At 61.2% G+C, this 24,391-nt stretch carries 18 protein-coding genes and 5 tRNA genes; 18 read left to right on the top strand and 5 right to left on the bottom strand.

The window, feature by feature from the left end; translation table 11 throughout:
• Positions 1–29: 29 nt before the first annotated feature.
• Positions 30–998 (bottom strand): NAD(P)H-quinone oxidoreductase, encoded by a 969-nt coding sequence (locus HMPREF2820_RS08605; RefSeq protein WP_070603645.1) that lies wholly within the window; start codon positions 996–998, stop codon positions 30–32.
• Between the two features lie 197 nt (positions 999–1,195).
• Between HMPREF2820_RS08605 and HMPREF2820_RS08600 the strand changes: the two genes are divergently transcribed.
• The 5 genes from HMPREF2820_RS08600 to HMPREF2820_RS08580 all read left to right on the top strand — a co-directional run bounded on the left by HMPREF2820_RS08600 (position 1,196) and on the right by HMPREF2820_RS08580 (position 5,319).
• A tRNA-Ser gene (locus HMPREF2820_RS08600) sits at positions 1,196–1,280 on the top strand.
• A gap of 540 nt (positions 1,281–1,820) precedes the next feature.
• Positions 1,821–2,612, top strand: coding sequence for a DUF11 domain-containing protein (locus tag HMPREF2820_RS08595; RefSeq protein WP_070603644.1), 792 nt, complete (start codon positions 1,821–1,823; stop codon positions 2,610–2,612).
• 58 nt (positions 2,613–2,670) lie between these two features.
• A complete protein-coding gene (locus HMPREF2820_RS08590) occupies positions 2,671–3,399 on the top strand; it encodes a hypothetical protein (RefSeq protein WP_070603643.1) in 729 nt (242 codons plus the stop codon).
• 290 nt (positions 3,400–3,689) lie between these two features.
• A complete protein-coding gene (locus tag HMPREF2820_RS08585) occupies positions 3,690–4,433 on the top strand; it encodes a hypothetical protein (protein WP_070603642.1) in 744 nt (247 codons plus the stop codon).
• Positions 4,426–5,319 (top strand): hypothetical protein, encoded by an 894-nt coding sequence (locus HMPREF2820_RS08580; protein WP_242451355.1) that lies wholly within the window; start codon positions 4,426–4,428, stop codon positions 5,317–5,319. Before HMPREF2820_RS08585 ends, HMPREF2820_RS08580 begins: the two co-directional genes overlap by 8 nt.
• Before the next feature lie 14 nt (positions 5,320–5,333).
• Here the strand turns inward: HMPREF2820_RS08580 and HMPREF2820_RS08575 are convergent, their stop codons facing one another.
• Positions 5,334–6,473 carry a histidinol-phosphate transaminase gene (locus HMPREF2820_RS08575; protein ID WP_070603640.1) on the bottom strand — a complete coding sequence of 380 codons (1,140 nt, stop codon included), beginning with the start codon at positions 6,471–6,473 and terminating at the stop codon, positions 5,334–5,336.
• Between the two features lie 211 nt (positions 6,474–6,684).
• Between HMPREF2820_RS08575 and HMPREF2820_RS08570 the strand changes: the two genes are divergently transcribed.
• The 5 genes from HMPREF2820_RS08570 to HMPREF2820_RS08550 all read left to right on the top strand — a co-directional run bounded on the left by HMPREF2820_RS08570 (position 6,685) and on the right by HMPREF2820_RS08550 (position 12,703).
• Positions 6,685–6,776: transfer RNA gene (locus HMPREF2820_RS08570), tRNA-Ser, on the top strand.
• Between the two features lie 3 nt (positions 6,777–6,779).
• Positions 6,780–6,855, top strand: a tRNA-Arg gene (locus HMPREF2820_RS08565).
• Between the two features lie 567 nt (positions 6,856–7,422).
• A complete protein-coding gene (locus tag HMPREF2820_RS08560; RefSeq protein ID WP_070603639.1) occupies positions 7,423–11,082 on the top strand; it encodes a phosphoribosylformylglycinamidine synthase in 3,660 nt (1,219 codons plus the stop codon).
• 224 nt (positions 11,083–11,306) lie between these two features.
• Positions 11,307–11,379: transfer RNA gene (locus tag HMPREF2820_RS08555), tRNA-Arg, on the top strand.
• Between the two features lie 334 nt (positions 11,380–11,713).
• Positions 11,714–12,703 (top strand): LLM class flavin-dependent oxidoreductase, encoded by a 990-nt coding sequence (locus tag HMPREF2820_RS08550; protein ID WP_070601690.1) that lies wholly within the window; start codon positions 11,714–11,716, stop codon positions 12,701–12,703.
• Between the two features lie 47 nt (positions 12,704–12,750).
• Here HMPREF2820_RS08550 and HMPREF2820_RS08545 read toward each other — a convergent pair whose 3' ends face one another.
• The gene (locus HMPREF2820_RS08545) at positions 12,751–13,599 is read right to left on the bottom strand and encodes a CoA transferase (RefSeq protein ID WP_070603638.1); all 849 of its coding nucleotides are present in this window, start codon (positions 13,597–13,599) and stop codon (positions 12,751–12,753) included.
• 9 nt (positions 13,600–13,608) lie between these two features.
• A complete protein-coding gene (locus tag HMPREF2820_RS08540) occupies positions 13,609–14,634 on the bottom strand; it encodes a prephenate dehydrogenase (protein WP_070603637.1) in 1,026 nt (341 codons plus the stop codon).
• A gap of 38 nt (positions 14,635–14,672) precedes the next feature.
• Here HMPREF2820_RS08540 and HMPREF2820_RS08535 point away from each other — a divergent pair, with 38 nt between their 5' ends.
• The 3 genes from HMPREF2820_RS08535 (at position 14,673) to HMPREF2820_RS08525 (ending at position 16,110) form a co-directional block, all read left to right on the top strand.
• Positions 14,673–15,230, top strand: coding sequence for a tRNA adenosine deaminase-associated protein (locus HMPREF2820_RS08535; protein WP_005510946.1), 558 nt, complete (start codon positions 14,673–14,675; stop codon positions 15,228–15,230).
• Between the two features lie 94 nt (positions 15,231–15,324).
• A complete protein-coding gene (gene tadA, locus HMPREF2820_RS08530; RefSeq protein ID WP_256375239.1) occupies positions 15,325–15,786 on the top strand; it encodes a tRNA adenosine(34) deaminase TadA in 462 nt (153 codons plus the stop codon).
• A gap of 135 nt (positions 15,787–15,921) precedes the next feature.
• Positions 15,922–16,110 (top strand): CsbD family protein, encoded by a 189-nt coding sequence (locus HMPREF2820_RS08525; protein ID WP_005510930.1) that lies wholly within the window; start codon positions 15,922–15,924, stop codon positions 16,108–16,110.
• Positions 16,111–16,217: 107 nt separating this feature from the next.
• Here the strand turns inward: HMPREF2820_RS08525 and HMPREF2820_RS08520 are convergent, their stop codons facing one another.
• Complete coding sequence (locus HMPREF2820_RS08520; RefSeq protein WP_070603636.1) at positions 16,218–17,198, bottom strand: diaminopimelate dehydrogenase; 981 nt, start codon at positions 17,196–17,198, stop codon at positions 16,218–16,220.
• A 232-nt stretch (positions 17,199–17,430) separates the two neighbouring features.
• On the opposite strand from HMPREF2820_RS08520, the gene HMPREF2820_RS08515 reads away from it, so the two are divergent.
• From HMPREF2820_RS08515 to HMPREF2820_RS08495, 5 genes are all read left to right on the top strand, one after another.
• Positions 17,431–17,521 (top strand) — tRNA-Ser (locus tag HMPREF2820_RS08515).
• A gap of 426 nt (positions 17,522–17,947) precedes the next feature.
• Positions 17,948–20,959, top strand: coding sequence for an MMPL family transporter (locus tag HMPREF2820_RS08510; protein WP_070603635.1), 3,012 nt, complete (start codon positions 17,948–17,950; stop codon positions 20,957–20,959).
• Positions 20,960–21,020: 61 nt separating this feature from the next.
• Positions 21,021–22,322, top strand: a complete 1,302-nt coding sequence (tgt, locus tag HMPREF2820_RS08505) for a tRNA guanosine(34) transglycosylase Tgt (RefSeq protein WP_070603634.1) — start codon at positions 21,021–21,023, stop codon at positions 22,320–22,322.
• Positions 22,323–22,598: 276 nt separating this feature from the next.
• The gene (locus HMPREF2820_RS08500; RefSeq protein ID WP_070603687.1) at positions 22,599–23,552 is read left to right on the top strand and encodes an ABC transporter ATP-binding protein; all 954 of its coding nucleotides are present in this window, start codon (positions 22,599–22,601) and stop codon (positions 23,550–23,552) included.
• 13 nt (positions 23,553–23,565) lie between these two features.
• On the top strand, positions 23,566–24,345 hold the full coding sequence (locus HMPREF2820_RS08495; protein ID WP_070603689.1) for an ABC transporter permease: 780 nt from the start codon (positions 23,566–23,568) through the stop codon (positions 24,343–24,345).
• Positions 24,346–24,391: the final 46 nt, after the last annotated feature.

Genomic DNA, 24,391 nt, shown 5'->3' with positions numbered 1-24,391 from the left:
AGCACAGGCCCACAATTAGGAGACACGCCCTAGACGGTCAGCACAATCTTGCCGCTGACCGCGCCGCTGTCGAGCAGCTCGTGGGCCTTGGCTGCGTCGCGCATATCCATGACCTCATGAATTTGAGGGGTGACGGTGCCGTCGGCAAGCATTGGCCAGATGGTGTCCTCTGTGGCGTTGACGATGCGAGCCTTGTCAGCGAGATCGCGGTAGCGCAGGCCGGTGGCGGTGATGGAGCCGCGCTTGCTCAGCAGGCGGCCGATGTTGAGCTCGCCCTTAACGCCTCCCTGCATGCCGATGATGACCAGGTGGCCGTCCTTCGCCAGGGCCTTGACGTTTCGGTCGAGGTACTTTGCGCCCATGATGTCCAGAATGACATTGGCGCCACCCTCAGCTGCAACGATCTCCTCGAAGTCCTCTTCCTTGTAATTGATGAGGATGTCGGCGCCGAGCTCCTTGCACTTAGCCAGCTTCTCCGCTGAACCGGCGGTGACTGCGACGCGAGCACCGAGCCGCTTGGCCATCTGAATAGCGAAAGTGCCGATGCCGCCCGCGCCACCGTGGACCAGCAGTAGGTCGCCTTCCTTGAGGCCGGCAATCATCACGACATTCGAGAACACCGTGCAGGCAACCTCGACGACGGATGCGGCCTCGGTGAATGAGTAGCCATGTGGCAGTGGGAGAATCTGGCCGGCCGGGACTGCGACCTTTTCGGCGTAAGCGCCACCGGAGAGAAGGCAGCAGACCTCGTCGCCGACTTTCCAGCCCTGAGAGTCGCCCTTGACCTCTTCAATGACACCCGCGCACTCCAGGCCGAGAGTGTCGGTCACGCCTTTCGGTGGCGGGTAGTGGCCAGCGGCCTGCAGTAGGTCAGCACGGTTTACGCCAGCGGCCTTGACCTTGACCAGCACCTGCCCATCCTCGAGAGTCGGTTCCGGAGCATCGGCCCATTCCAGGGCGCGGGGGTTGGAAAGATCAGTCTGAATGATTGCCTTCATAGTCTTCAAAGGTAATGCAAAAACTGGTTATGCACGCGGTATTTCAAGCTCTTTTGCAATTAGCAAAAATAGTTATGTCTGTAGAGGTGGATGCTTGGGGTGTGGTTTCCGATGAAGGGCTTGCGAAAGGTGCTGGCAAGGGGTGTTATGAGGGCGTTTGCTGCCTTACGGCGGTATGCGGTTATGATGTTGGCGTTGGAAGTATGGCAGAGCGGCCGAATGCACTGGTCTTGAAAACCAGCGAGGGTCACACCTCCGGGGGTTCAAATCCCCCTGCTTCCGCAGATGAAACCCTCGGTAGATTTTCTACCGGGGGTTTCTTCATTTCTCTTAAAAGTTGGCGTATGTGCTGAGGTCAGCGACGGATAGTCGGACCTTTGGGAGGCTTTCGTGGTTAACCCCGTTATGGGGTGGTCGGACGGGCATGTAATTGGGCTCTTTGGATACTCCTGAACAGCGTTACAGGGGGCAAGCTGGGGTGTTTTGTCGCGGGATGGAAAATGGGGGCAATTTTGGCAGCGGTGTGGAACAGCCATTTCAGGGCAGTGCGTATTTCTATAGTTAAAAGTATTCCAGCCGGCCCAAACCTGTAACGCATGTGCGGACATGTGACTGGTGTGACTGATGTGGCGACATGGTTTTCGATTTTTAGGGCGATGTTCGAAAAATGGCTACTTGTTGCCGCCGTCGATAGGCATCGTATTAACTATCGCCAAGTGAACCGCACGCCGATGCATCACGCGTGCATTCCTACTGGAGAACCGCCATGTTTGGCCTACTCCGACCACAAGTCTTCGCATCGTTAAAAGGAGCCCGTGACAGATGGCAACTCGCACCGTACGTAACCGCAGCATTGCTCGCATTGCTGCACTCTCTCTAGCTGCAGGTATGACCTTTGCGGGATTCGGTAATACCGCACATGCTCAGGACCTGCTGAGCGTTGATTCCATCACTCAGACTGTCACCGACGCCATTGGTGAAGTCACCGGTACTGGTTCCTCCAGCGCGACGCATAGCTGGAAGAACTCCAATGTGACGCGATCCGTTGAGGTCAATGGTGTCGCGGGTGCCGTCGTCAAGCCTGGCGATGTCGTGACCTTTACTCTGACTTACACGGACAACAACATCTGGGGTGCGAAGTCCTACATTCAGCGCATGACCGATGTCATTCCGAATGGTCTGCAGTACGTGGCCAACTCGGCGACGTACAAGGTCGGCAACGATGAGTGGGCGAATCCGAACGAGTCGGATAAGTGGCTGGAAATCGTTAACAACGGTGCGGTGGAGTTTGCAGCCGACAGAATCACACAGGCATGGGGTTCCCCGACCACGTCGACTGTGAGTTTCAAGTGGAAGTACCGCGTCACGGACGCAATTGCCGACGGTGCGTTGAATACGGGAACCGAAATCCACTTCAACCCGAGCAACTCGGTGGAGAAGCTGCATGACATGGGGCCGAAGCTCACTGTGAAGCGGGAGGCGCCAGCTCCGGATATTCCGGGTATTCCGGATGTCCCAGGTGGCTCGCTGGGCTCCCCGAGCCTGCAGTCGCCGAGCCTGTCGTCACCGGGCTTCCAGTCCCCGGGGCTGCCGTCGCCGGGCATTAACCGCTAAGTAATTCCAGCTTTTCCACCGCGCCTGTTTTCAGGTTTTCACAGAAAGTTTTCCCATCATGCGCAATATGCACTCCAAGAACATCGCGGCCTCTCGTCCGCGACGTCGCTCCCGTACCGCCATTGCCGCAGTTACCATCGCAGCTGGCTTGACCTTCGGTTTCGGCGCTCCGGCCATGGCGCAGTCCCCGGGTCTGCCCTCGCCGAGTCTGAACTCGCCAGGACTTAATTCGCCTGGTCTGACCCTGCCGGGCTCGAGCGCCCCGAAGAAGAAGCTCGGCACCATCGGTGGCCCGGCATGGTCTGCTGATGTTTACTCGCAGATTATCCGCGGTAAGGAGGTCCGACCGGGTGACGAGGTCACGATCCGTATTGAGGTCGTCGGTGTCAACGGCAACGCCAAGCTGCGGGGAATCGGCCACAACATCCCGGCTGACTTTGAGCTCGTTCGTGTGACTCGCCAGTCGCAGGACAATATCCTCGGCGGCGGTATTTACACGCTGAAGGAGGGGGAGTACGTCAACACCGAGCGCAACGGTAATCGTCAGGTGCGCCTGTCCTGGACGGAGGGCGGCTTCCTCGGTGCCTTCAAGGACAACCCGACTGTCAGCAGTTCGAAGTCTGTCTCCGTTGACTTCACGTACCGGGCTCCGGACTACGAAGGTGAGTTCGACAACGGCGGCTACGCCCACGTGGGCGCGCTTTTGAACCCCAACGAGAACTGGGTTGTCGGCGGCGAAAAGGTAGTCGTGAACAAGAATGCGAAGCCGTCGTGGTGGCCGTTCTAACGACTGTTCTAGGTCGCGATTAGCGGCAGTTCTCTCTGAGGGATAAGTAAAAACTTCCCCCGGATAGAGAGCGAATTGCAGAACGTAACCCCCGGTCGCATGCGGTCGGGGGTTTCGTGTGTCCGAAATCTGCCACAGGTAATTTTGCGGAGGTAATTTAATTGCTCCGACCAACGTGTACTGTGGCCTGAAACAATACGGGCAAATTGCCAAAACCGGTAAGCTCGGTCTTGCTGTAATACAAACCCAGCGTCATACTGGCGGACGGTATTGAGGGAAAAGGTCGAACAATGGCAACGAATCGGAGCAACCACTCGGACGACTCGTTCGGTGAGTGGAGCATAAATCCGGGCACGTCAGATGATCAACCCTCCGCTGATACGCCGGCAAATGCGTGGAGCGCTGTGGATGGGGCACAGTGGGAGCAGCCTGAGGGGCAAACGCAGTATCTGCAGCAGCAGTATCCACAGTCCCAGCAGCCTGAACCATACCGCCCTGCCCCCTATGTTCCAGGTCCGCAAGCTGGTCCGGCTGCTGCGCCGCGCAATGACAACAAGGGGCTGACCATCGCGGTTATTGTCCTGGCACTCGTTGCGGTCGCTCTCTTCGTCGGCGCAATGGCTTACTTCTACTTCTCCGATTCGAAGGGAGTGAATTCGGCCGGCAGCAACTCGCCCCAGTCGGTTCAGTCCGCTAGTGCTGAGGGTTCCTCCACCTCGTCGACCGCTGAGCAGAAGCGTCGCGCTGAAGGGTTCCAGCCGCCATCGAACTGGCGTCACTGCTCCGGCTCGGGCGATCCGGGTGATTTGAACTTGGTATATGCAGAAGATGTCGGCGGTAACACGACGACCTGTCAGTTTGCCACCAACGTCCGCAATTCCTTCGTTGAGCAGTACCAACTTACGAAGAAGCTCAACGGTACTGTCACCGCTAGCAGCCCAACAACAGGCAAGACATACAGCATGACCTGCCGCGATAACGGTGAGGTTGTCACTTGTACCGGCGGTACGAATGCGACGGTGCACATTGTCTAAACGTCTCCGAGCGGCTCTGGCCGCAACCGCCGTCGTCACGCTCGGCCTTAGCGCCTGCACCATTGGCACCGATTCGGCGGGCATGCCGTCGCCGACGCTGTCCAATCCGCTTGACGACGGCCCCGGCGGCGCATCCTCCGACGGGAAAGTTGTGCCCGGTGAGATGCCTCGCGAAGTTGTCGAGGCCGTGAAATCCGCGCAAAAGGAACTCGGTGGTTTGGCCGGCGCCGCTCTGGCAACGCCGGATAAGGATTCCGAAGTGGTTTCCACGGGTGACTTCAAAACGGGTCCGGCCTGGTCGACCTCCAAGGTGCCGATTGCGGTGGCTTATGTGCGCCAATCGGGCGTGGATTCCCTGGTCGAAGACGCAATCACGGTTTCCGATAACGATGCGGCTGAGTCCATGTGGTACTCCCTGGGCGATGACGCGACCGCGGGCGCGACCACCGACGAGATTCTCCGAGAGGGCCACGACACCCGCACCGTCATGGGCACTGACCGCATCCGTGCGGAATACACCGTCTTCGGGCAGACGCAGTGGGATTTGCGCGACCAGGCTATTTTCGGCGCCAATTTGCAGTGCATCGAGGCGGGCCCAAAGGTCGCTGACCTCATGGGACAGATTGCCGACGAGCAGTCCTACGGCCTCGGACGCATCCGCGGCGCCCACTTCAAGGGCGGTTGGGGTCCCGATGATGAAGGCGTCTACCTTGTGCGGCAGTTCGGCTATCTGCCGGGCAAGAAGCCGGGCACCTTCGTTGGTGTAGCTATCGCAGCCCAGCCTGACGACGGCACCTATGAGACCGGCCAGCAAATGCTTGACCGCATCGCAAAGGCGATTGAGCGCAGCGGTGGCGCGACCACCGGCCGCGCCGGTAGCTGCTAGCTGAGCGATAGCTGTTAGCGCTCAATTCCTAGCGCAGCCAGCAACTGCGAGGTCTCGTCCTCAGTAGTGATGGTGATACGAGCACCTTCGCCGGCAAAGCAGCGGATGAGAATGTTGCGCTGCGCCAAGAAGTCACCGAGATCCGTGGTGGTGGCCACCGAGACGTCGTCAAGCAAAGAGAGATCCGCAATCCGACCCTCGTCAATCCAAATGAAGTTGGCCTGCGAGTTCGGCAGCACCGTCTCGCGGCCGGTGGCGGCGTTGATGGCCTCTGTGACGGCGACGCGCTGTGCGCGGACCTCAGCAATGCGGGCGGTGAGCTCTTCCTGTGCGTCGAGCGAGGTGAGCGCGGCAATCTGCGCGATAGTGTTTACGGAGAAGGGGATAGCGACCTTATTCACGGCCTCCACAAGCTTGTCCGGGCCGAACATGTAGCCCACACGAAGCCCGGCCAAACCGTAGACCTTGGAGAATGTGCGCAGGCCAACCAGGTTGGGGTAGGTATCCAGCAGCTCATGCGCCAACGGGGTAGCAGCATGAGTGGCCTCGTCCACCAGCTCGATGTACGCCTCGTCGAGAGCGACCACAACATCGCCCGGAACCTGCGCCATAAACTCCGCGAATGCCTCGCGAGTGATGGTCGTGCCCGTCGGGTTATTGGGATTACAGACGAAAACCAGGCGTGTGCGGCCGGTGATAGCGGCAGCCATTGCCGAAAGATCATTGCGACCCTGCGCATCCAGCGGCACCGGCACCGGAGTAGCCCCAGCGACGCGAGCGAGAATGGGGTAGGCCTCGAAGCTGCGCCACGGGAACACGACCTCATCCCCATCCGCACAGGTGGCCTGCACGAGCTGCAGGCACAGAGCAGAGGAGCCGCAGCCGACCGCGACCTGCTCCATGGGCAGACCCAGGTGCTCGCCGAGCTTAATGCGCAGGTCAACCGCGCCCATGTCCGGGTAGCGGTTCGGGCTGGTGGTTGGGTCAGCGATGGTCTGTGAGATGGCCTCTACCACCGAGGGCAGTGGCGGTTGGGTCATTTCATTGGACGCGATCTTCAGCGCGCCGGGCACAGCCTTGCCCGGGACATAGGCCGGAACCTGCTCGAGGTCGGCACGGGTTTTGGGCTGAACTGAAGATGCATCGTTGGTCATAGGCCTAACTGTAGAACATGGCCCGGATTGGGCAGTACAGAATCCCCGCAAAATCCCAAGGTGTGGTCGCTATTTGTGGCGCCGTATTTGGTGGCTCCGCGGGTGTTTTGCTTTTCAATTCTTGTGTTCTGTAGGATTGGCTGCGGTTATTTGGTCTCGTCCACGCAATGGCGAACAGCTTTGCTGAAGCGGGATCGATGCCAGTGGTTTTGGAGGCGTGCCAGAGCGGCCGAATGGGGCTCCCTGCTAAGGAGTTGCCTGTCTTGCGACGGGCCGGAGGTTCGAATCCTCTCGCCTCCGCCACATGCGCCCGTAGCTCAACGGATAGAGCATCTGACTACGGATCAGAAGGTTAGGGGTTCGAATCCCTTCGGGCGCACCATGCAGACCCGCACCTTGTAGGTGCGGGTCTTTTTGTTTTATTACCTGGCAGTGCAGCGCGAGCCGGGGCATTGCGGGGCGGGGCAGCGCGGTCCTTCACTTGTGGCCAGGGTTCGGCCACTTATCGATGGTTTCTCGTGGCCTGTCGATGGTTTTGCGCCACTTATGCGCGCGCTGTGGGTGCTACGTGTGCACTTGTCGATGCGCTGTTCACTTGTGGCCAGGCTATAGCGAATCGATAGGTGAACTATGCATCGATAAGACAACGAACCAGCTCCCTTGCTCCAGCAACGCGCAGCAACAGGTAGCAAAGCGCAGCAACAGGCACCAACCCGGACCTGCCGACCGACTCGCCACCTCCCTGAGCCGCCACGGCCGTACCTCCAACACCCCCGCGCAGCCTTTGCCCGGCTGAATCCGATTAGCCTGGCCTTGTACTTGGTCAATCGGGGCTTCCGCCCCGCGCCGCCCCGCGCCGCCTCGCACACCGGGGGACATTTTCCTATCCTGAACAGTTGCAATAGACTTAGACCCCGGTTGCCCTCCCCGTATTTCGATAGGAGCCTTGATGGACGCCCGTCTAGCCGTTCGCCGTAAGCCCGAGTTCCGCAATGAGGAAGCTACGCTGCTGTCCTCGATCGGCCAGGACGGCGAGGTGGCAATCTACTATCTCTACGATGCTTTCGATGCGACGGAGGAGGATCTTGTCGCGCTGCGTGAGTCGGTAGTTGCTGATTCGCGTGTCGACGAGCTGGTCGAGCTCCCGGCCCCCGCCGAGCTGGGGAACTACCTTGCTGTCGAGCCGCTGCCTGGCCAGTACGACCAGCGTGCCGATGCCGCCGAGCAGGCCCTGCGCCTGCTCCGCCCGGAAACGCAGGCGCAGATCACCTCGGCAACGCTGTATATTTTCGATGCTCCGGTGAATGACGCCGTGCGCTCCTTCCTCATCAACCCGGTCGAATCGGGGGAGAAGAACCTGAGCGTCCTGCGCCGTCCGAGCATGGGCGAGATCGAGCCGCTGAAGGAGTACCCGGGCTTCACCGAGCTGGATGACGAAGGCCTGGCCGAGCTGCTCGCAGCCGACGGCATGGCCATGTCGCTGGCTGACCTGAAGACCATCCAGGATTACTTCCGCTCCGAGGGCCGCACTCCGACCGAGGTAGAGCTGTCCGCGCTGGATACCTACTGGTCGGACCACTGCCGCCACACCACCTTCAACACCGAGCTGACCTCCATCGAGAACAACGAGCCGCGCTTTGCCGCACAGCTCGACCGAGCGCTGCGTCGTTACGACGAGCTGCGTGAGCTCAACGGCCGCACGCACAAGCCACGCTCCTTGATGGACATGGGCACCATCATGGGCCGCGAACTGCGTCGCACGGGTGTCATGGATGACCAGGAAGTCTCCGAAGAAATCAACGCCTGCTCCGTCTATGTCGACGTCGAGGGCGATGACCGCAAGTGGCTCCTTATGTTCAAGAACGAGACCCACAACCACCCGACCGAAATCGAGCCATTCGGTGGTGCCTCCACCTGTCTCGGTGGCGCAATCCGCGACCCGCTGTCGGGTCGCTCCTGGGTCTACCAGGCCATGCGTCTGTCCGGCGCAGGTGACATCAACACTCCGCGCGAGCAGACCCTCGAGGGCAAGCTGCCGCAGCGCGATATTTCCTCCCGCGCCGCAGCCGGCTACTCCTCCTACGGCAACCAGATCGGTCTGGCCACCACTGGTGTGCGCGAGCTGGTCCACCCGGGATACGTCGCTAAGCGAATGGAACTCGGTGCCGTCGTCGCCGCTGCCCCGGCAGACAACGTCAAGCGCCTCGAACCTGCGCCGGGCGATGTGGTGATTATGCTCGGTGGCCGCACCGGCCGTGACGGCGTCGGCGGTGCGACCGGCTCGTCCAAGGCTCACGATGAGGACTCGCTGGGCCGCTCCGGTGCCGAGGTGCAGAAGGGTAACCCGGTCAACGAGCGCAAGATTCAGCGCCTGTTCCGCCGCGAGGACGTCGCCACCAAGATTGTCCGCTGTAATGACTTCGGCGCTGGTGGCGTGTCCGTTGCGGTCGGTGAGCTGGCTGACTCCATCGACATTCACCTCGAGCGCGTGCCGCTGAAGTACGCCGGTCTGAATGCCCGCGAGATTGCAATTTCCGAGTCCCAGGAGCGCATGGCGCTGGTCGTGCGCCCGGAGGATGCGGACTTCATCATCGCCGCCGCTGCTGAAGAGAACATCGAGGCCGTCGCGCTGGCCGACATCACCGATACCGGTCGACTGCGCATGTTCATGGGCGACGAGGTCGTCTTCGACCTCTCCCGTGAGTTCATCGACACCAACGGCGCCGACCGCGCCCAGAACGTCGAAATGGTTGCTGCGGAGGGCGGCGTCGTAAAGCAGGCTCCGACGAGCGTACTGGAGTCGCTGCGTGCGGCGACGGCGGGCTCCCAGGAGGGCATGATCGAGCAGTTCGACTCGACCGTCGGCCGCTCCACCGTGCTCATGCCGTACGGCGGTGCGACGCAGAAGACCGACGAGCAGGCGTCGATCCAGACGCTGCCGGTCGATGGCGGCACAAGCACCGCGTCCGTCATGACCTGGGGTTACTCGCCATCGCTTGCCGACGAGTCCCCGTACCTCATGGGTTCCTACTCCGTCGTGGAGGCACTGGCTAAGCTCGCAGCGGCCGGTGGCGATCCGCGCGGTGCCTGGCTGAGTGTGCAGGAGTACTTCCAGCGCCTGGACCAGGACCCGCAGCGCTGGGGCGAGGTTGCGCAGGCTCTGCTTGGCCTGCTGGAGGCTCAGGACGGCTTCCAGGTTGCGGCCATTGGTGGTAAGGACTCCATGTCCGGCACCTACGGCGAGGACCTGCACGTGCCGGCGACCCTGGTGACCTTCGCAGTTGCTGCAATGGACGAGACCGACGCCGTATCCGCTGCAATCCCCGCAGGTAATTTCGACCTCTACCTGTTTGCGCACCAGCCGCTCGAGTCCGGGGAACCGAACTACGAGCAGCTCAACGAACTGTTTGCCGCTGTGCGGGAGCTGCGTCCGGCTGCGGCCTCGGCTGTTACCAATGCGGATCTGGCTGCGACCCTGGTCAACATGGCTGTGGGCAATGGCGTGGGCCTGGAGGCATCCCTTCCGGAGGCTCCGCTGGGCTCCATCGTTGTGGCTGTTCCGGCTGGTCAGGATGTTGAGGGTGCTGTTGAGGGTGCTGTGAAGATCGGTGCCACCGACGAGTCGGGCACGCTGCGCTTCGGTGAGGAGTCCTTCACTGTCGCCGAGGCTCTGGAGGCAATGGAGTCCGGTTACCGTGAGGTCTTCCCGCTCAATGACTACGAGGGCGAGGCCCTGCCGGAGTTCGCTAACCAGGTCAGCGAGACCAAGACCGACCTGCAAAGCCCGGGCAAGAAGGATGTCCACGTGCTGCTGCCGGTCTTCCCGGGTACCAACTCCGAGTACGACATGGCCGAGGCATTCGTCGCAGCGGGCGCTACCTACGAGTTCCACGTAATCCGCAACCTGACCCCGGCAATGCTGGCGGAGGACACGAAGGCGTTCATCGAGAAGCTTCAGGGCGCCGACATCCTGGCGTTCTCCGGTGGCTTCTCCCTGGGCGATGAGCCGGACGGGTCCGCCAAGTTCATCGCCGCGTTCCTGCGTTCCGACGATGTCGCAGCCGCCGTCAAGGAGTTCGTGGCCGACAACGGTCTTGTGCTCGGTATTTGTAACGGTTTCCAGGCGCTGGTCAAGTCCGGCTTCCTGCCGTACGGCGACCCGGCGCAGCTCCGCGAGGACTCGCCGACCCTGGCCCACAACCGCCAGCTGCGTCACGTGTCCCGCATCGCTACTACTCGCGTCGCGACCGTGGATTCCCCGTGGCTGCGCGATTTCGAGCCAGGTCAGACCCACCTCATGCCGGTTTCTCACGGTGAGGGCCGTTTCGTGGTTTCCGAGGACGAGGCTCGCCGCCTGTTCGAGGCCGGTCAGGTCGCTTTCCAGTACGTCGATGCCGACGGCGATGCCGAGGGCGTGCCGACGATGACAGCGCCAGCCAACCCGAACGGTTCTTCCTACGCCATTGAGGGCATTGTCAGTGCTGACGGCAGGATTCTGGGCAAGATGGGCCACCCGGAGCGTTTCCGTGAGGGTCTGATGCGCAACATTCCGGGCATTGGTGAGCAGGACATTTTCGGCAACGCTGTCCGTTGGGTCCGCGGCGAGTAGGACTGGTCTGGTGCTGTGCGGCGGATAGTCTCCGCCGCGCGTACAGCTTACGCTGCCACCCGCAGCTATAGCGGGTGGCGCAGTTGCAGCCTAAGACTCTTCCCGGGTTGCCCGGATTATGCCTCTGAACAGCGGATTTTGTAAAACTCCGCAGGATGAGTAAAGTATCTATTCGTTGCAGGGGCCGAGGGAATTACCCCAGAGTCGCTGAATAACAACAAAATGCGCCCGTAGCTCAACGGATAGAGCATCTGACTACGGATCAGAAGGTTAGGGGTTCGAATCCCTTCGGGCGCACAACGCAGACCCGCACCGGTAAGGTGCGGGTCTTTTTGTCTGCCCGACTTATCGATGGTTTTCCGGCACTTATGCGCGCGGTATTGGCTTTGCCTGCGCTCATATCGATGAGCTATTCACTTGTGGCCAGGCTATAGCTCATCGATATGTGAATACCTCATCGACAAGTGAATACCGCCCACGAGCCACCCATGAGCCCGTCCACCCGCAAGCCGCCCACGAGCCACCCATGAGCCACCCGCACCCGAATCCCCAAAACCTCAAACCCCAGCGCCTCAGTATTCGAAGCATCTCAAACTCGCAATATCCGACTAACGGTCTAGACTGTGGAACCATGATTCGTACTGAGTCCATTCTTGACCTTGCTACCGTAGCCTCGGGGCAGTCCCACGCCGACGCCCTACAGGGCTCCATCGATTTGGCGCAGACAGCGGAAAAGGCTGGTTATCAGCGTATTTGGTACGCTGAGCACCACAATATGAACTCCATCGCGTCCTCGTCGCCGGCAGTTCTTATCGCAGCCGTGGCTGCAAAAACCGAGAGCATCACCCTCGGCTCCGGCGGCGTCATGCTGCCGAATCATGCACCGCTGACGGTCGCGGAGCAGTTCGGCACGCTCGCGAATCTGTACCCGGATCGCATCGAGCTGGGGCTTGGTCGTGCGCCGGGCACGGACCAGGCCACTATGCGCGCCCTGCGGCGTGACCCGCGTTCGTCCGATTCCTTCCCGCAGGATGTGCAGGAGCTGCGCGGTTACCTCTCCGACGAGTCGCTGATCAAGGGCATCAACGCGATTCCGGGCCGCGGCACTCATGTGCCGCTGTACATTCTGGGCTCCTCGCTCTTTGGTGCTCAGCTCGCAGCGGCGCTCGGCTTGCCGTATGCGTTTGCTTCGCACTTCGCTCCGGACGCGCTTCGCGATGCCATCGCGGTCTACCGCGAGCAGTTCCAGCCTTCTGAGCAGCTGGATAAGCCGTACGCTTTTGCGGCCATGAATGTCATTGCGTCGGAAAGCGAAGAAGACGCACAGCAGCAGTACTTCGCTACCCGCAGGAACATGGTCAGGCGGTTCCTGAGTCGCGGTGGGCATCACCTCACTGACGATGAGGCGGAGATTCTGATGGATACCCCGCAGGGGCGTCAGGTGCAAAATATGTTCCGTCACACGGCGGTCGGCACGGTGGCGCAGGTGCGTGAGCAGATTGCGCAGTTCGGTGAGTACTCGACGGCGGATGAGCTGATTGTGGCTCATCAATCGCTGAAGGTTCCTGACCGGCTGCGTTCGGTGGAGCTCACCGCGGAGGCCGCGGGGCTGACGGCGTAAGGCTCCAGGCCCCGACCCCCGAGGCGCGCGGCCTTAAACTGACCCGCTTACTCCACTGCAGCCAGCGGCAGCGACTTTTCGCTGGCAATCTGCATGATTTCGGCGTTGGTGCGCTCGCGGAGGAAATCCGCAAGCTCCTCGCGGTTGCTCGCGCGTGTGGCCTCGGTCAGGGCGGCGGCAAAGTGCGGCTCCAGCGCTGCCACGGCCACGTAGCCGTCGGCGCTGGGGTAGAGGCCGTACGTCCACAGGCCGCCACCGAGTAGTCCGCCGGGCGCCGTCATGCCGTACTTCAGCGGCGCGGCACCGGCCTCACCCGCCTGCTTCAGGCCGATGCGGCAGTGCAGTCCAGGCTGCTTTACGACGTCCGCCCCAGCACCCGCCCGCTTAATCAACCCGGCAAGGGCAGCGGTGACCGCAAAGTGTGCACCCAGGATGTCGCCCAACAGCACTGGCGGCATGGCCGGGGGCGTGAGAGTTCCGGCCTCCGCCTGGTAGGTCAGGTCATGGCCAGGTGTTTCTGGAGCTTTGGTATCACCGACAATGTCGATATGCACCGGCCCATTCGGGCGCTCGTGGAGACCCGCCAGCCCCATGCGTTCCAGCGCGGAGGGGCGAACCGAGGTGATGACCACATCGGCCTCATCAATCAGCGAGCTCAGCTGTGCGCGGCCCTCATCGCTCTTCAGATCCGCCTGGATAATCTCGTGACCTGCGGACATAGCTTCATACCAGGGGCGGCCGAAGGAACCGAGCGGGTCGCCTGTGGGTGGTTCGACCTTAATCACCCGGGCGCCTAGCTGGCCCAAGTGCTGAGCGGCCAGTGGTCCCGGAACGTTAATGGCGAAGTTGACGACAGTGATGCCGGCGAGGCTGGTGTGCAGCTCGGGGGAAAACATAGTTCCACACTAGAACACATCTACCTGGCCGCCGACGCTTTCGGCCAACTTCAACTGGTTGATCCAATCGCCCTCTCCGACGCGCAGTCGGAAAACCGGGCGGTGAGCGGGGCGGGCCTCGTAGCGGACACGGGCAATCTGACCGGTTTTGGCCAGGTCCATAGCGGTTCCCTCGGTGGCCAACTGGGTGCGCGCGGCGGTGAGGCGCTCGATGACGTCGTCAAGCGCGGCGAGCACGGGTTCGGTGTTGTTCTCGCACCAGGACATGACCATGTCGGGAGCAGCGGCGGCGACGCGGGTGCAGTCGCGGAAAGAGCCGGCCGCCAGCGAAATGGCCAGAGGACCACCGGCTTCACCGGCGGCGGCAATTGCGTAGGCGGTCAGGTGTGGCATGTGGGAGATGCGGGCGACGCTAGCATCGTGGTGGTCGCTCAGCGCTGGAATGAGCTGACTGCCAAGAGCTGCTCCCAAGTTGGCGACCTGCGAAAAGACCTCAATCCAGCGCTCCGGGGCGGGCTCGCCCGCAACGTCGGCAGCGGCTGCCAGGTCGTAGGTGATGACCCAGGGGGCGCCGTCGAAAAGCCCTTCGAGTGTGGCGGACCAGCCCGCCTGCGCGGACCCCGCCATTGGGTGCGCGCCGACGAAGCGTTCCTCCATCCCGCGAGCGGAGACCTCGGCGGCGACGGCCGCCTTCACGGAGACCACATCCGTAATGCTACAGCTGGGGGCGTGCTCATTGATGGCGTCGAGCATCGTGCCGACGACTGTCATGGGGGTGCCGATCACGATGAGCGCGCGGCTAGCCTCAGCACGTTCGAGCGTGGCTTGAAGATCTGTACTGGCGTCGAATCCCTCCTTCGTGGCTTCCTCGACCGTTGCGGACGAGCGATTCCAACCGAAGCATTCGACATTATGAGCCCGCAGATCGCGCATCATGGAGCCACCGATGAGGCCCAAACCGAGGATGCATACCGCGGGTAGTTGTGCAGCTGACAGGGAGGACGAAGCAGGGGAGGGGGACTCGAAATTGCTCACCTGACAAGCATGACATACAGCGACTAGCGTTGTGGGTTATGAGCACGACCTTTTCCGGAGGGTACACCTCCGATGACGACCGCTCCTTCGCGGTTGCCGTAACTATGGGGGAGCGCGGTTGGCGCGTCGTCGACCTCGGGGACGACGCCACCGATTCGCTCGCTGACGCCGCACAGGCGCTGCGCAATCTGCGTTCGGAACGCGCTGCTGTCGGAATGCTCAATATCGACGACGACTACTTCATTCTCGTGCGCCAGGGAGTTGGGTCGCTGCGCGTTGTGCTTTCCGACGCTACCGCTGCCGTGACCGATGACATTGCGGCAGATGTGTTCGACGAGCTGGATCTGGATATCCCCGACCTCGACGAGGACGAGCTCGACGATGTCGATGCCTGGGCTGAGGGGGACATGGATATCCTCGCTGACCTGGGCTGTTCGGAGGAAGCCCTGGAGTCCATCTGTGACGATCAGTCGCTGTGGGCGTCCGAGCAGCTTCTGGCCATCGCTGAGGAGTTGGGGTGTGCCGAGGAGCTAGCCGATGTCGCCGACCTGGATTACGACGGCGACGATGACGACTACGACCCCTATGACGACTAACCCTGACAAAGGTAATCTGGCCGGGCGGCCAAGCGCCCTTACGACCAGCCAGCCAGCTGGTCGGCCAAGCGCCCTACCCCGTCGAAAACAGGACATTCTCGACGAAGAGTGGATGCGCCTGGCTATTGCCGAAGCTGCTCACACGGCGCCCGGGGATGTGCCGGTGGGAGCTGTGGTCGTGGATGCCGAGGGCAAGGTTGTGGGCCGGGGCTCGAACCGTCGGGAAGCTGATGGTGACCCGCTTGCCCACGCCGAAGTCATTGCGTTGCGCGAGGCCACCCGCGTCGTTGGTGACGGCTGGCGGCTGGAGCAGTGCACGTTGGTCGTGACGCTGGAGCCGTGCGTGATGTGCGCCGGCGCGTGCGTCATGGGGCGCGTGGGGCGCGTGGTCTTCGGCGCGTGGTCGCCCAAGACCGGCGCGTGCGGCTCTATCGCCGATGTCATCCGCGATCCCGCCCACGCGTTCACGCCGCAGGTGCGCGGAGGTGTGCTTGCCGACGAATGCTCCGTTTACCTGCGGGAATTCTTCGAGCGGCAACGGCAGTTGGAAGCGTGAGCGGGGTCACAGTTAGGTCACAATTCCCGTCGTGGCCGTGACGGGTCTTCATTTTCACGTACCGTCGGAACTAGTGGAGCTGCTAGACGGTGGCTCTAGAGAATAGATAAGTCGTTTACATAGGAGGCTTACATAATGAGCGAGCTGCAGAACAAGGCCGACGAGTTGGGCGGCAAGGTTAAGGAAGCTGCCGGCGACGCCGTTGGCAACGACGACCTGGCAAACCAGGGCAAGGGCGAGCAGGCTGCTTCGAAGGTCAAGCAGGGTGCTGAGGACCTGAAGGACAAGGCTACTGAGACCCTGGGCAAGCTGACTGACAAGTAAAGCGCTTAGTTCTCGGGTAGAGATAACCCCAACCGTCTCCGCGTCTGATATGCGGAGGCGGTTGGGTTCTTTGTGTTTCGATGGCCGGCTGCCAGCGTTGGGGCTGGCTACAGCTTCTGGGCCACCAGGTCATCCAGTGGTTCGGCGGACAGCAGGTACGGGGCGATCTCGAAGACGGTACGGGCACCGGTCTCGCCGGCCTGCTTCAGGCGGTAGGCAGCGCGACCGTAGGCAACCTGGACAGCTGCGGTGAAGTCGGGGTTGCGCTCCAGGTCGAGGCCGAACTCGATGACGTGACCGGAAGTACCGGCCTGGCCGCGGGTAATGACCTGGCCACCGTGCGGCATGCCCTGGTGGTCGCGGTCGAACTCCTCCTCGGAGATGAAGTCCACGATGGTCTCGTAAGGGGCAAAGTAATCCGGCATGGTCACGATGGTTTCGCGGATCTGCTCCTTGAGCTTGGCGTCCTCGTCGGCGTTGCCGGTCTCTTCAGCGACGACGAAGCAGTGGCGCAGGTGGCATTCGTTGCCCTTTAGGTCTGCGCCCTCGCCCTTCTTCACGGCCTCGATAGCTTCCGGGTTCGGCTTGGTGTACTGGACACCCTTCTTTACTCCCGGCACACGACGCACGGCATCGGAGTGGCCCTGCGACAGACCCGGTCCCCAGAAGGTCATCTGGTCTGCGCCCGGCAGGATAGCAGCGCCCAGGACGCGGTTCAGGGAGAACAGGCCCGGATCCCAGCCGGTCGAGATCATGGCGATGTTGTCACCTTCGCGGGCGGCGGCGTCCATGGCCGCGCGGTGCTTCGGAATCTCGTGGTGGTTGTCGTAGGTGTCGACCGTCGTAAAGTTCTTTGCCAGCTCAGGAGCCTGCTCCGGGACATCGGTGGCCGAGCCGAGGCACACGAACAGTACGTCTACCTCATCCTTGTACTTTTCGACATCCGCCGCCGGGAGTACGCGGGCCTCAGTGTCCAGCGAATCGCGACGGGAGAAAACGCCGACGAGTTCCATGTCCGGCTGGTCAGCGATGACCTTTTCGACGCTGCGGCCCAAATTGCCGTAGCCGATGATGGCGGAACGAATCATGAGGGAGAACCCTTTCTGTGTGGCTGTACTTCTGTGTTTAAGTTTCTAGATTTCAAGCTACAGACTATTCCTTCATATCTCAGCGGGCGTTGGCCACCCCGAATAGCGCGGTGGAGGGTTGAGGGGCTTGGGGGACGCGGGTTGAAGTGCGCCGTGAACTGCTTGGCGAAGGCCTGGCTACTCTGACCTGGGGATTTGGTAGATAAAGGGGCTACCTGTAACGTTTTCTAGCGGTGACGTGTCCGAGCGGCCGAAGGTGAAGCACTCGAAATGCTTTGTGCGGTAACCCCGTACCGAGGGTTCAAATCCCTCCGTCACCGCCAATAAAACCCCCGGTGGTTCCTTTAAATAGGAGCCCCGGGGGTTTTGCATTTAATCGGCCCTGATTGTCTGGGTGTGGTGGAGGTGTGGGAGGTGTCCGTCGTAAAGCGGCAAATGGTGAGGCACCCGACCTGGAGCGCCTAAATCACAAAAATAACATCAGTAACACACACCCCATTGTTCACGTTTATCCGGGAAGTCCGCTACTCTTAGCAAAAGTATTTCCGGTTTTTATGTCGTGCCCGCCCCCAATGACCGCGTCAGCGCCAGAGTTGATGTTGGCCAATCCGGGGTGGTCGCTAGCATCGGAGTAGCGAAGAGGCTTCAAACTGCAGGTGAAGTCCGAGGAAGTGCTTGGTTAGCGCGAACTTGGGGAAGCTGCAGTTGGGGGCGGTCCAGGCGAATATTAGACGTAAGGGAAACTTGACATGGCAAAGGCCTTGTTCAAACTCGGCAGGTTCTCCTACCTGCATAAATGGACTGTGATCATCGCGTGGTTCCTGATTTTGGCGGGGCTGGGCGGTGCAGTTGCCGCATTCCAGAAGGGGTTCATCGACCAGTTCTCGATCCCCGGCATGCCGTCGGCAACGGCTTCGCACGTGATTGAGGAAAAGTTCCCCGATGTTCCGAACCCAATTCGAGAGCAGCGTATTTATGTCGCCTTCGAGGCCCCCGAGGGGCAGAGGCTCGATGACCCACAGAATAAAGAAGCTGTTGACCAGGTCATTAACGGCATCCGCGACAATGTCGGCCAAATCGCCGACGATTTGCAGCTTCACAACCCGGTAGACCTCAATCCGAAGATGCAGGCGATGGTCAAGGAACAGGGCATGGCCGCTGGCCTGCCCAAGGATGTCGCCGAGGCCGATGCCAATGCCATGCGTACCGTGTCCGATGACGGTCGCTACGGTATTTCCACCTTCGTTTTCGATGCCAAGATGCCGCAGGACATCGAGCCGGAGAATATGCAGGCGCTTCTCGACGCGATGCAGGCCGGTCGTGACGCAGGTATCAAGGTCGAGGCCTCTGGTCCGGGCATGCAGCCCGCGATTGAGGTGGCTCCGACCTCGGAGATTATCGGTGTGACCGTGGCGTTTATCGTGCTGGTTGTCACCTTCGGCTCTCTGGTGGCTTCGTTCCTGCCTATTGTGACGGCGGTAGTGGGCATCATCATCGGTGTCTTCGGTGTGACATTGATGACCGCATTCACTGACGTCAACTCGATTACCCCGGTGCTTGCCGTCATGTTCGGCCTGGCTGTCGGTATTGACTACGCACTGTTCATCCTCTCTCGCTACAGGGCAGAAAGAGCCCGAGGGATGACCAACGAAGATGCCATCGGTATGGCTACCGGTACGGCTGGCTCCGCTGTGGTTTTCGCAGGTCTTACTGTGATTGTCGCGTTGGCGGCGCTGACGGTTGCCAAGGTGCCGTTCATGTCCCTGATGGGTATTTCGGCTGCAATCACGGTGGCCTTCACAGTGCTGGTTTCTCTGACCCTGCTGCCGGCAGTTATGTCTCTGCTGGGCGACAAGGTCTTCGCTGGCCGCGTGCCCGGTGTTGCTGGCAATCCCTCGCGTAATGCGCGCAAGGGACGCCGCTCTTCCTTCTTCGGCGAGATGACGATGGGGCGTCGTTGGGTCACCTTCGTGCACAAGGCCCCAGGGTTGTTCCTGGTCGGCTGTATCGTCTTGCTGTTGGCGTTGGCCTACCCGGCTATGCACTTGAAGCTGGCGCTGCCGTCGGACTCTACTGCGGCGAAGGACAGCACGAACCGCAAGGCCATCACCATGATTGAAGAGGGCTTCGGCGCGGGACGTAATTCGCAGCTCATCATTATTGCCAAGTCGGATGATGTGAAGCCCGATGCGCCGGTGCTCAAACCGCTTATCGAGTCCCTGAAGCAGACCAACCCGGAACTCTCTGACATCGAGGCCGCCCGCAAGGCTTCCTATAGCTACGCTGTCGACCAGTTCAAGTCCAACGTCGGTGTCGAGCACATCCAGATGATTGGCATGAATCATGACGGCACTGCGGTCAAGATGATTATGACCCCGAAGTCGGGTCCGCTCGATCCTGCGACCAAGCAGTTGATGAACGCGGTGCGCGATCAGCAGAAGCAGATTGAGCAAACCACCGGCCTATTCACCGGTGTCACTGGCCTGGTTCCTATCGAAATTGACATCACCGACCGTCTCCAAGGCGCAATGCCGCTCTACTTGGGCGTTGTCGTGGGTCTGGCAGTGATCCTGCTGCTGATGATTTTCCGTTCCCTGATGGTGCCGGTGACTGCCGGTGTGGGTTTCTTGCTCTCTGTCGCAGCCGCATTCGGTGTCACGGTGGCATTTTTCCAGGATGGCCTCTGGGGTGTGATTAGCACTCCGGGTCCGCTGGTCAGCTTTGTGCCAATCTTCCTCATTGGTGTGACGTTCGGTTTGGCCATGGACTATCAGGTCTTCCTGGTTTCCCGCATGCGCGAGCATTACACCCACAACAAGGGTGAATCCTCGCCAGAATCGAAGTACAACGCGGTCGAAGAATCGGTCGTTGAAGGCTTTACTCTTGGCGCTCGTGTGGTCACGGCCGCTGCGATTATTATGATCTCCGTCTTCGCGGCGTTCGCCGGGCAACCCCTGGCGATCATCAAGGTATTCGGTTTCGCGCTGGGTGCCGCAGTGCTTTTCGACGCCTTCGTTATCCGCATGACCTTCATCCCGGCAGCCATGTTCCTGCTTGGCCGCGCTACTTGGTACATGCCGAAGTGGCTGGACAAGGTGTTGCCTTCTGTGGATGTCGAAGGCTCTGCCCTGGAAGAGGTTTCCGAGGAACTGGTGGAGAAGGGCCGCCGCGAGCGTATGGCTCGCGGTGAGTCCCTGTTGCCCGAAAGCGAAGGCGCTGGGCGTGGCTTTGGCGGGGCTGACGCTGACGAGGACGAAGCAGACAGTGCCGATGGTGAAGTCGGTGCTGGTGCAGAGGGCGCGGCCGCTGCAACGGGCGCAGCTGGTGGTACTGCTGTGGCTGTCGCGACCAAGAAGCGTAACCGCTGGATTCCGAAGCGGAAGAAGGCAAAGCTGAAGGAGCTCGAACCCGCTGACCAGGCTGAGCAGGCCGAACGCTCTGAGCAGGCCGAACTGTCCGCCCCTACGGCGCCTTTTGATCCGGAGCAGCCGGCACAGCCAGAGCAGCCAGAGCAGGCGGAGCCGACCGAACAGCTCATGCAGCCCGCGCCAGCTGAACCAACCGACGCCCAGCCGAACCCGGAAAATGCCAAGGACGTCGAGGTCCGCCCGTACTACAGCCCGGCTCGTAAGCGGAAGAAGATTACGGTTGCGGAACTGATGAAGCGCGAAGGACTCGAAGAGGAAGCGCCACGTCGTAGCCGCGCCGTGTGGGACCCGGAAAACGCTGCCCAACCCGAGGAAAACGACAGCGCTGAGTAACTCGCGAATAGCACCCAGGTAACCTCAAGGCATTAGCACTGGACCACAACCAAGGAGCTTCATGTCGCAGTCGAGGACGACGGGCTTTGACGTCGTAAAGCAAATCGAAGGCGCGCGCGGACGTGCTGGCACCATCCACACCCCGCATGGCGATATTGCTACGCCGGCGTTCATTCCGGTCGGCACGAAGGCGACCGTGAAGACGCTCACGCCCGAGCAGGTGCGATCCACCGGCGCGCAGGCCATGCTGTCGAACGCGTACCACCTGTACCTGCAGCCCGGCGAGGAAATCGTCGACCAGGCCGGCGGGTTGGCAAAGTTCTCCAACTGGAACGGCCCGACATTCACCGACTCCGGCGGATTCCAGGTGCTCAGCCTCGGCGCGGGTTTTAAGAAGACCCTCGCGATGGACGTCACCGGCATGCAGAAAGACGACATCGTCGCCGAGGGCAAAGAGCGCAACGCGTTCGTCGACGAGGACAGCGTGACTTTCCGCTCGCACATCGATGGCTCCGAGCACCGCTTCACGCCGGAGGTGTCCATGCGTATCCAGCACGCGCTGGGCGCCGACATCATGATGGCGTTCGACGAGCTCACCACGCTGATGAACACCCGCGGCTACCAGGAGGCATCCGTCGAGCGCACGCACCGCTGGGCGCGCCGTTGCCTGGAGGCTCACAACGAGCTGACAGTTTCGCGCGGTCAGGTCGATGCGCATGTCCATTCGCTTGACGACGGCCAGTTGCCCATCCAGCAGTTATTCGGTGTCGTGCAGGGTGCGCAGTATGAAGACCTGCGCCGCAAGGCCGCGCGCGGGCTGGTGGAGCTCTCCCGCGAGTTCGAGGACGCCGGCCAGCTCGGCTTCCACGGCTATGGCATTGGTGGGGCGATTGAGAAGCAGAATCTGGGCCTGATCTGCGGTTGGGTCAACGACGAGCTTCCCGACGACCGCGCCCGCCACCTACTGGGGATTTCCGAGCCGGACGATATTTTTGCCGCTGTCGAGGCCGGTGCCGACACCTTTGACTGCGTCGCTCCGACTAGGCTTGCCCGCCGTGGTGGTGTGTACACGCTCGATGGCCGGATGACCTTGACGAATGCCCGCTTCAAGAACGACTTCCGCCCCGTGGATGCGGAGGTGCCCTCCTACACTTCGCTGAATTATTCCCGGGCCTACCTGCATCATCTGTTGAAGGCCAAGGAGTACCTGGCTGGCACGCTGTGCACGATTCACAACCTGTTTTTCATGGTGCAGCTGGTGGAGAACATTCGCGCTGCGATCCTGGAGGACCGGTTCTTCGAGTATCGCGATGAGTTTATGGGCCGCTACTACGCCAACGGTGGCCGTGCGGTGGGGAATTAGGGCTCGGCTGGGGGCTGGGGTGTGCTGGGGAGTGCTTGGGTCGGTTGGGCTGTGGCTGGGCTGGGGCTAGGCTTCTGCCTTTTCGCACTTCACGACAGCCATGTCACTTCGTGCCATCTGTGGAGGTGGCATGAGGTGACACCAGTGGCGTGAAGTGGCAGGGAACACCCGAATCAGTCCAGTGGCGTGAAGTGGCGGCTGGGCGGGCCCGGGGGAAGCCCAAAACTAGACCTAGCTCTACTGCGCGAGGCAGTCTCAACCGGCATCATGGAGGACATGATCACGGTTGAACGACTCAGCAAGAAGTACGGTTCGAAATTAGCCGTCGATGACCTGTCCTTCACCGTTCCCGACGGTGTAGTGACAGGTTTTCTCGGCCCAAATGGCTCCGGCAAGTCCACCACCATGCGCTGCATGCTGGGCCTCGATACCCCGACCACGGGCCAGGCCTTGTTCACCGGGACGGATTCCCAGGGCAACACCTACAGCAACCAGCCCTTTTCCACGCTGAAGAATAAGCCCAGCATCGCCGGTGCAATTCTGGATGCCGGTTGGCACAACAAGGCTCGTTCGGGCCGCGCTCATCTGCGGGCCCTCGCCCGCGGCGCCAGCATCCCCGACACCCGCGTGGAAGAGTGCCTTGAGCAGGTCGGCATGACCGAGGCGGCGAAGGACAAGGTCGGCGGCTACTCGCTGGGCATGAAGCAGCGTCTGGGAGTGGCAGCGGCTCTGCTCGGCAAGCCGCAGCATCTGATTTTGGATGAGCCGGTCAACGGCCTGGACCCCGAAGGCGTCTCGTGGATGCGCCACACCATCAAGGCGCTGGCCGCTCAGGGCTGTGCTGTCCTCGTGTCGTCGCACCTCCTTTCCGAGATGCAGCTCACCGCCGACCGCATCGTCGTCATCGGGCGCGGCCGCATGATTGGCGAGTACAGCATGGATGAGTTCCTCGCTGACGGCACGGTCATCGAAGTTGAGGTCGATGATCCGGCTCGGCTGCTGCAGGCGTTAGGGCCGGTGGCGCAGGGGGTTGACGTCGATAAGCAATTGCGCATTCCGCTTTACGACGGCATCAGTGAGCAGCAACTCCGCCGCGACATTGCGGCTGCTGCCTTGCGTGAGGGGCTATTGGTGACGCGGTTGCACACGAAGCGCGACAACCTGGAGGAGAAGTTCCTGGCTGCGACCCAGGAATCGCAGGAGTACCGCGCGCAGGCGATTGGGCAGTAGGGGAGTGACTGAGATGAGTTTTGGAAACGCTTTGCGGTCGGAATGGACGAAGCTAGCCAGCCTGCGTGGCACGTGGGTCTATGTGGTGCTGTTGGTCGGCTCGATAGCTGGGCCGATGGCGGCTTTCAGCATGGCGGCGGATGCTGGTGCGACCGCTGATTGGGAATTGCTGCTGTTGGGGACCGTGATCTTCAACATGATCGTGATTGCCTTTGGTGGCTCCACCCTGGCGGGTGAGTACAACGATCAGATGAATGCGCATGCGTTCTTGACGCAGGACCGAAGGAGCCTGTGGCTTTCGGCACGGATGACGCTGACGCTTGTGCTGATTGCTGTCTGTTGGGTCATTGGTGTGGCGCTTGCTTGGTTATCGGTGACGGTTTCCCCGCGCGTGGAGTTCAAGGGCGGCGACGCTGCCACGGACATGCTCGCCGGAGTGCTTGGCTTTGTAGTGTTTGGACTAATCGCGATGTCGCTGGGAGTGTTGACGCGCTCGCGCGTGGCCGCTGTCGCTATTCCGCTGGTGTGGATTCTGGTGGTGGAAAGCATGCTGGAGTTCGCGGCGCTGGCGTATGCGATTTTCCGGCCATTATGGCTGGTCACGCCGGGTGCACGCATTCAGCAGTTGTCAACGCAGCTGGGCGGTATGATGACAAACCCGGAGAATCCACGCACTGGGTTTGAAGCCGGGATGACGCAGCCAATGTGGTTCAACATCGTGGTGCTGGTGGCCTGGATTGTTGTGGCTGTTGGCGTTGCTCATTGGGTCAATGCCAAACGGGATGTGAAGTAAAAGCAAAAAGTGCCGCGACTTCTTCGCTTCTCAGGCGAGGTCGCGG

The sequence above is a fragment of the Corynebacterium sp. HMSC064E08 genome (genome assembly GCF_001811805.1).
Classification (GTDB): domain Bacteria; phylum Actinomycetota; class Actinomycetes; order Mycobacteriales; family Mycobacteriaceae; genus Corynebacterium; species Corynebacterium jeikeium_D.
Note: the sequence above shows the minus strand (reverse complement) of the source record. Positions and strands in the feature narration are given on the sequence as shown.

Coding starts and splice junctions, on each gene's coding strand:
- HMPREF2820_RS08605 (WP_070603645.1), bottom strand. CDS start 998: ATGAAGGCAATCATTCAGACTGATCTTTCCAACCCCCGCGCCCTGGAA.
- HMPREF2820_RS08590 (WP_070603643.1), top strand. CDS start 2,671: ATGCGCAATATGCACTCCAAGAACATCGCGGCCTCTCGTCCGCGACGT.
- HMPREF2820_RS08560 (WP_070603639.1), top strand. CDS start 7,423: ATGGACGCCCGTCTAGCCGTTCGCCGTAAGCCCGAGTTCCGCAATGAG.
- HMPREF2820_RS08495 (WP_070603689.1), top strand. CDS start 23,566: ATGAGTTTTGGAAACGCTTTGCGGTCGGAATGGACGAAGCTAGCCAGC.
- tgt (WP_070603634.1), top strand. CDS start 21,021: ATGTCGCAGTCGAGGACGACGGGCTTTGACGTCGTAAAGCAAATCGAA.
- HMPREF2820_RS08585 (WP_070603642.1), top strand. CDS start 3,690: ATGGCAACGAATCGGAGCAACCACTCGGACGACTCGTTCGGTGAGTGG.
- HMPREF2820_RS08550 (WP_070601690.1), top strand. CDS start 11,714: ATGATTCGTACTGAGTCCATTCTTGACCTTGCTACCGTAGCCTCGGGG.
- HMPREF2820_RS08545 (WP_070603638.1), bottom strand. CDS start 13,599: ATGTTTTCCCCCGAGCTGCACACCAGCCTCGCCGGCATCACTGTCGTC.
- HMPREF2820_RS08535 (WP_005510946.1), top strand. CDS start 14,673: ATGAGCACGACCTTTTCCGGAGGGTACACCTCCGATGACGACCGCTCC.
- HMPREF2820_RS08520 (WP_070603636.1), bottom strand. CDS start 17,198: ATGATTCGTTCCGCCATCATCGGCTACGGCAATTTGGGCCGCAGCGTC.
- HMPREF2820_RS08510 (WP_070603635.1), top strand. CDS start 17,948: ATGGCAAAGGCCTTGTTCAAACTCGGCAGGTTCTCCTACCTGCATAAA.
- HMPREF2820_RS08595 (WP_070603644.1), top strand. CDS start 1,821: ATGGCAACTCGCACCGTACGTAACCGCAGCATTGCTCGCATTGCTGCA.
- HMPREF2820_RS08575 (WP_070603640.1), bottom strand. CDS start 6,473: ATGACCAACGATGCATCTTCAGTTCAGCCCAAAACCCGTGCCGACCTC.
- HMPREF2820_RS08500 (WP_070603687.1), top strand. CDS start 22,599: ATGATCACGGTTGAACGACTCAGCAAGAAGTACGGTTCGAAATTAGCC.
- HMPREF2820_RS08525 (WP_005510930.1), top strand. CDS start 15,922: ATGAGCGAGCTGCAGAACAAGGCCGACGAGTTGGGCGGCAAGGTTAAG.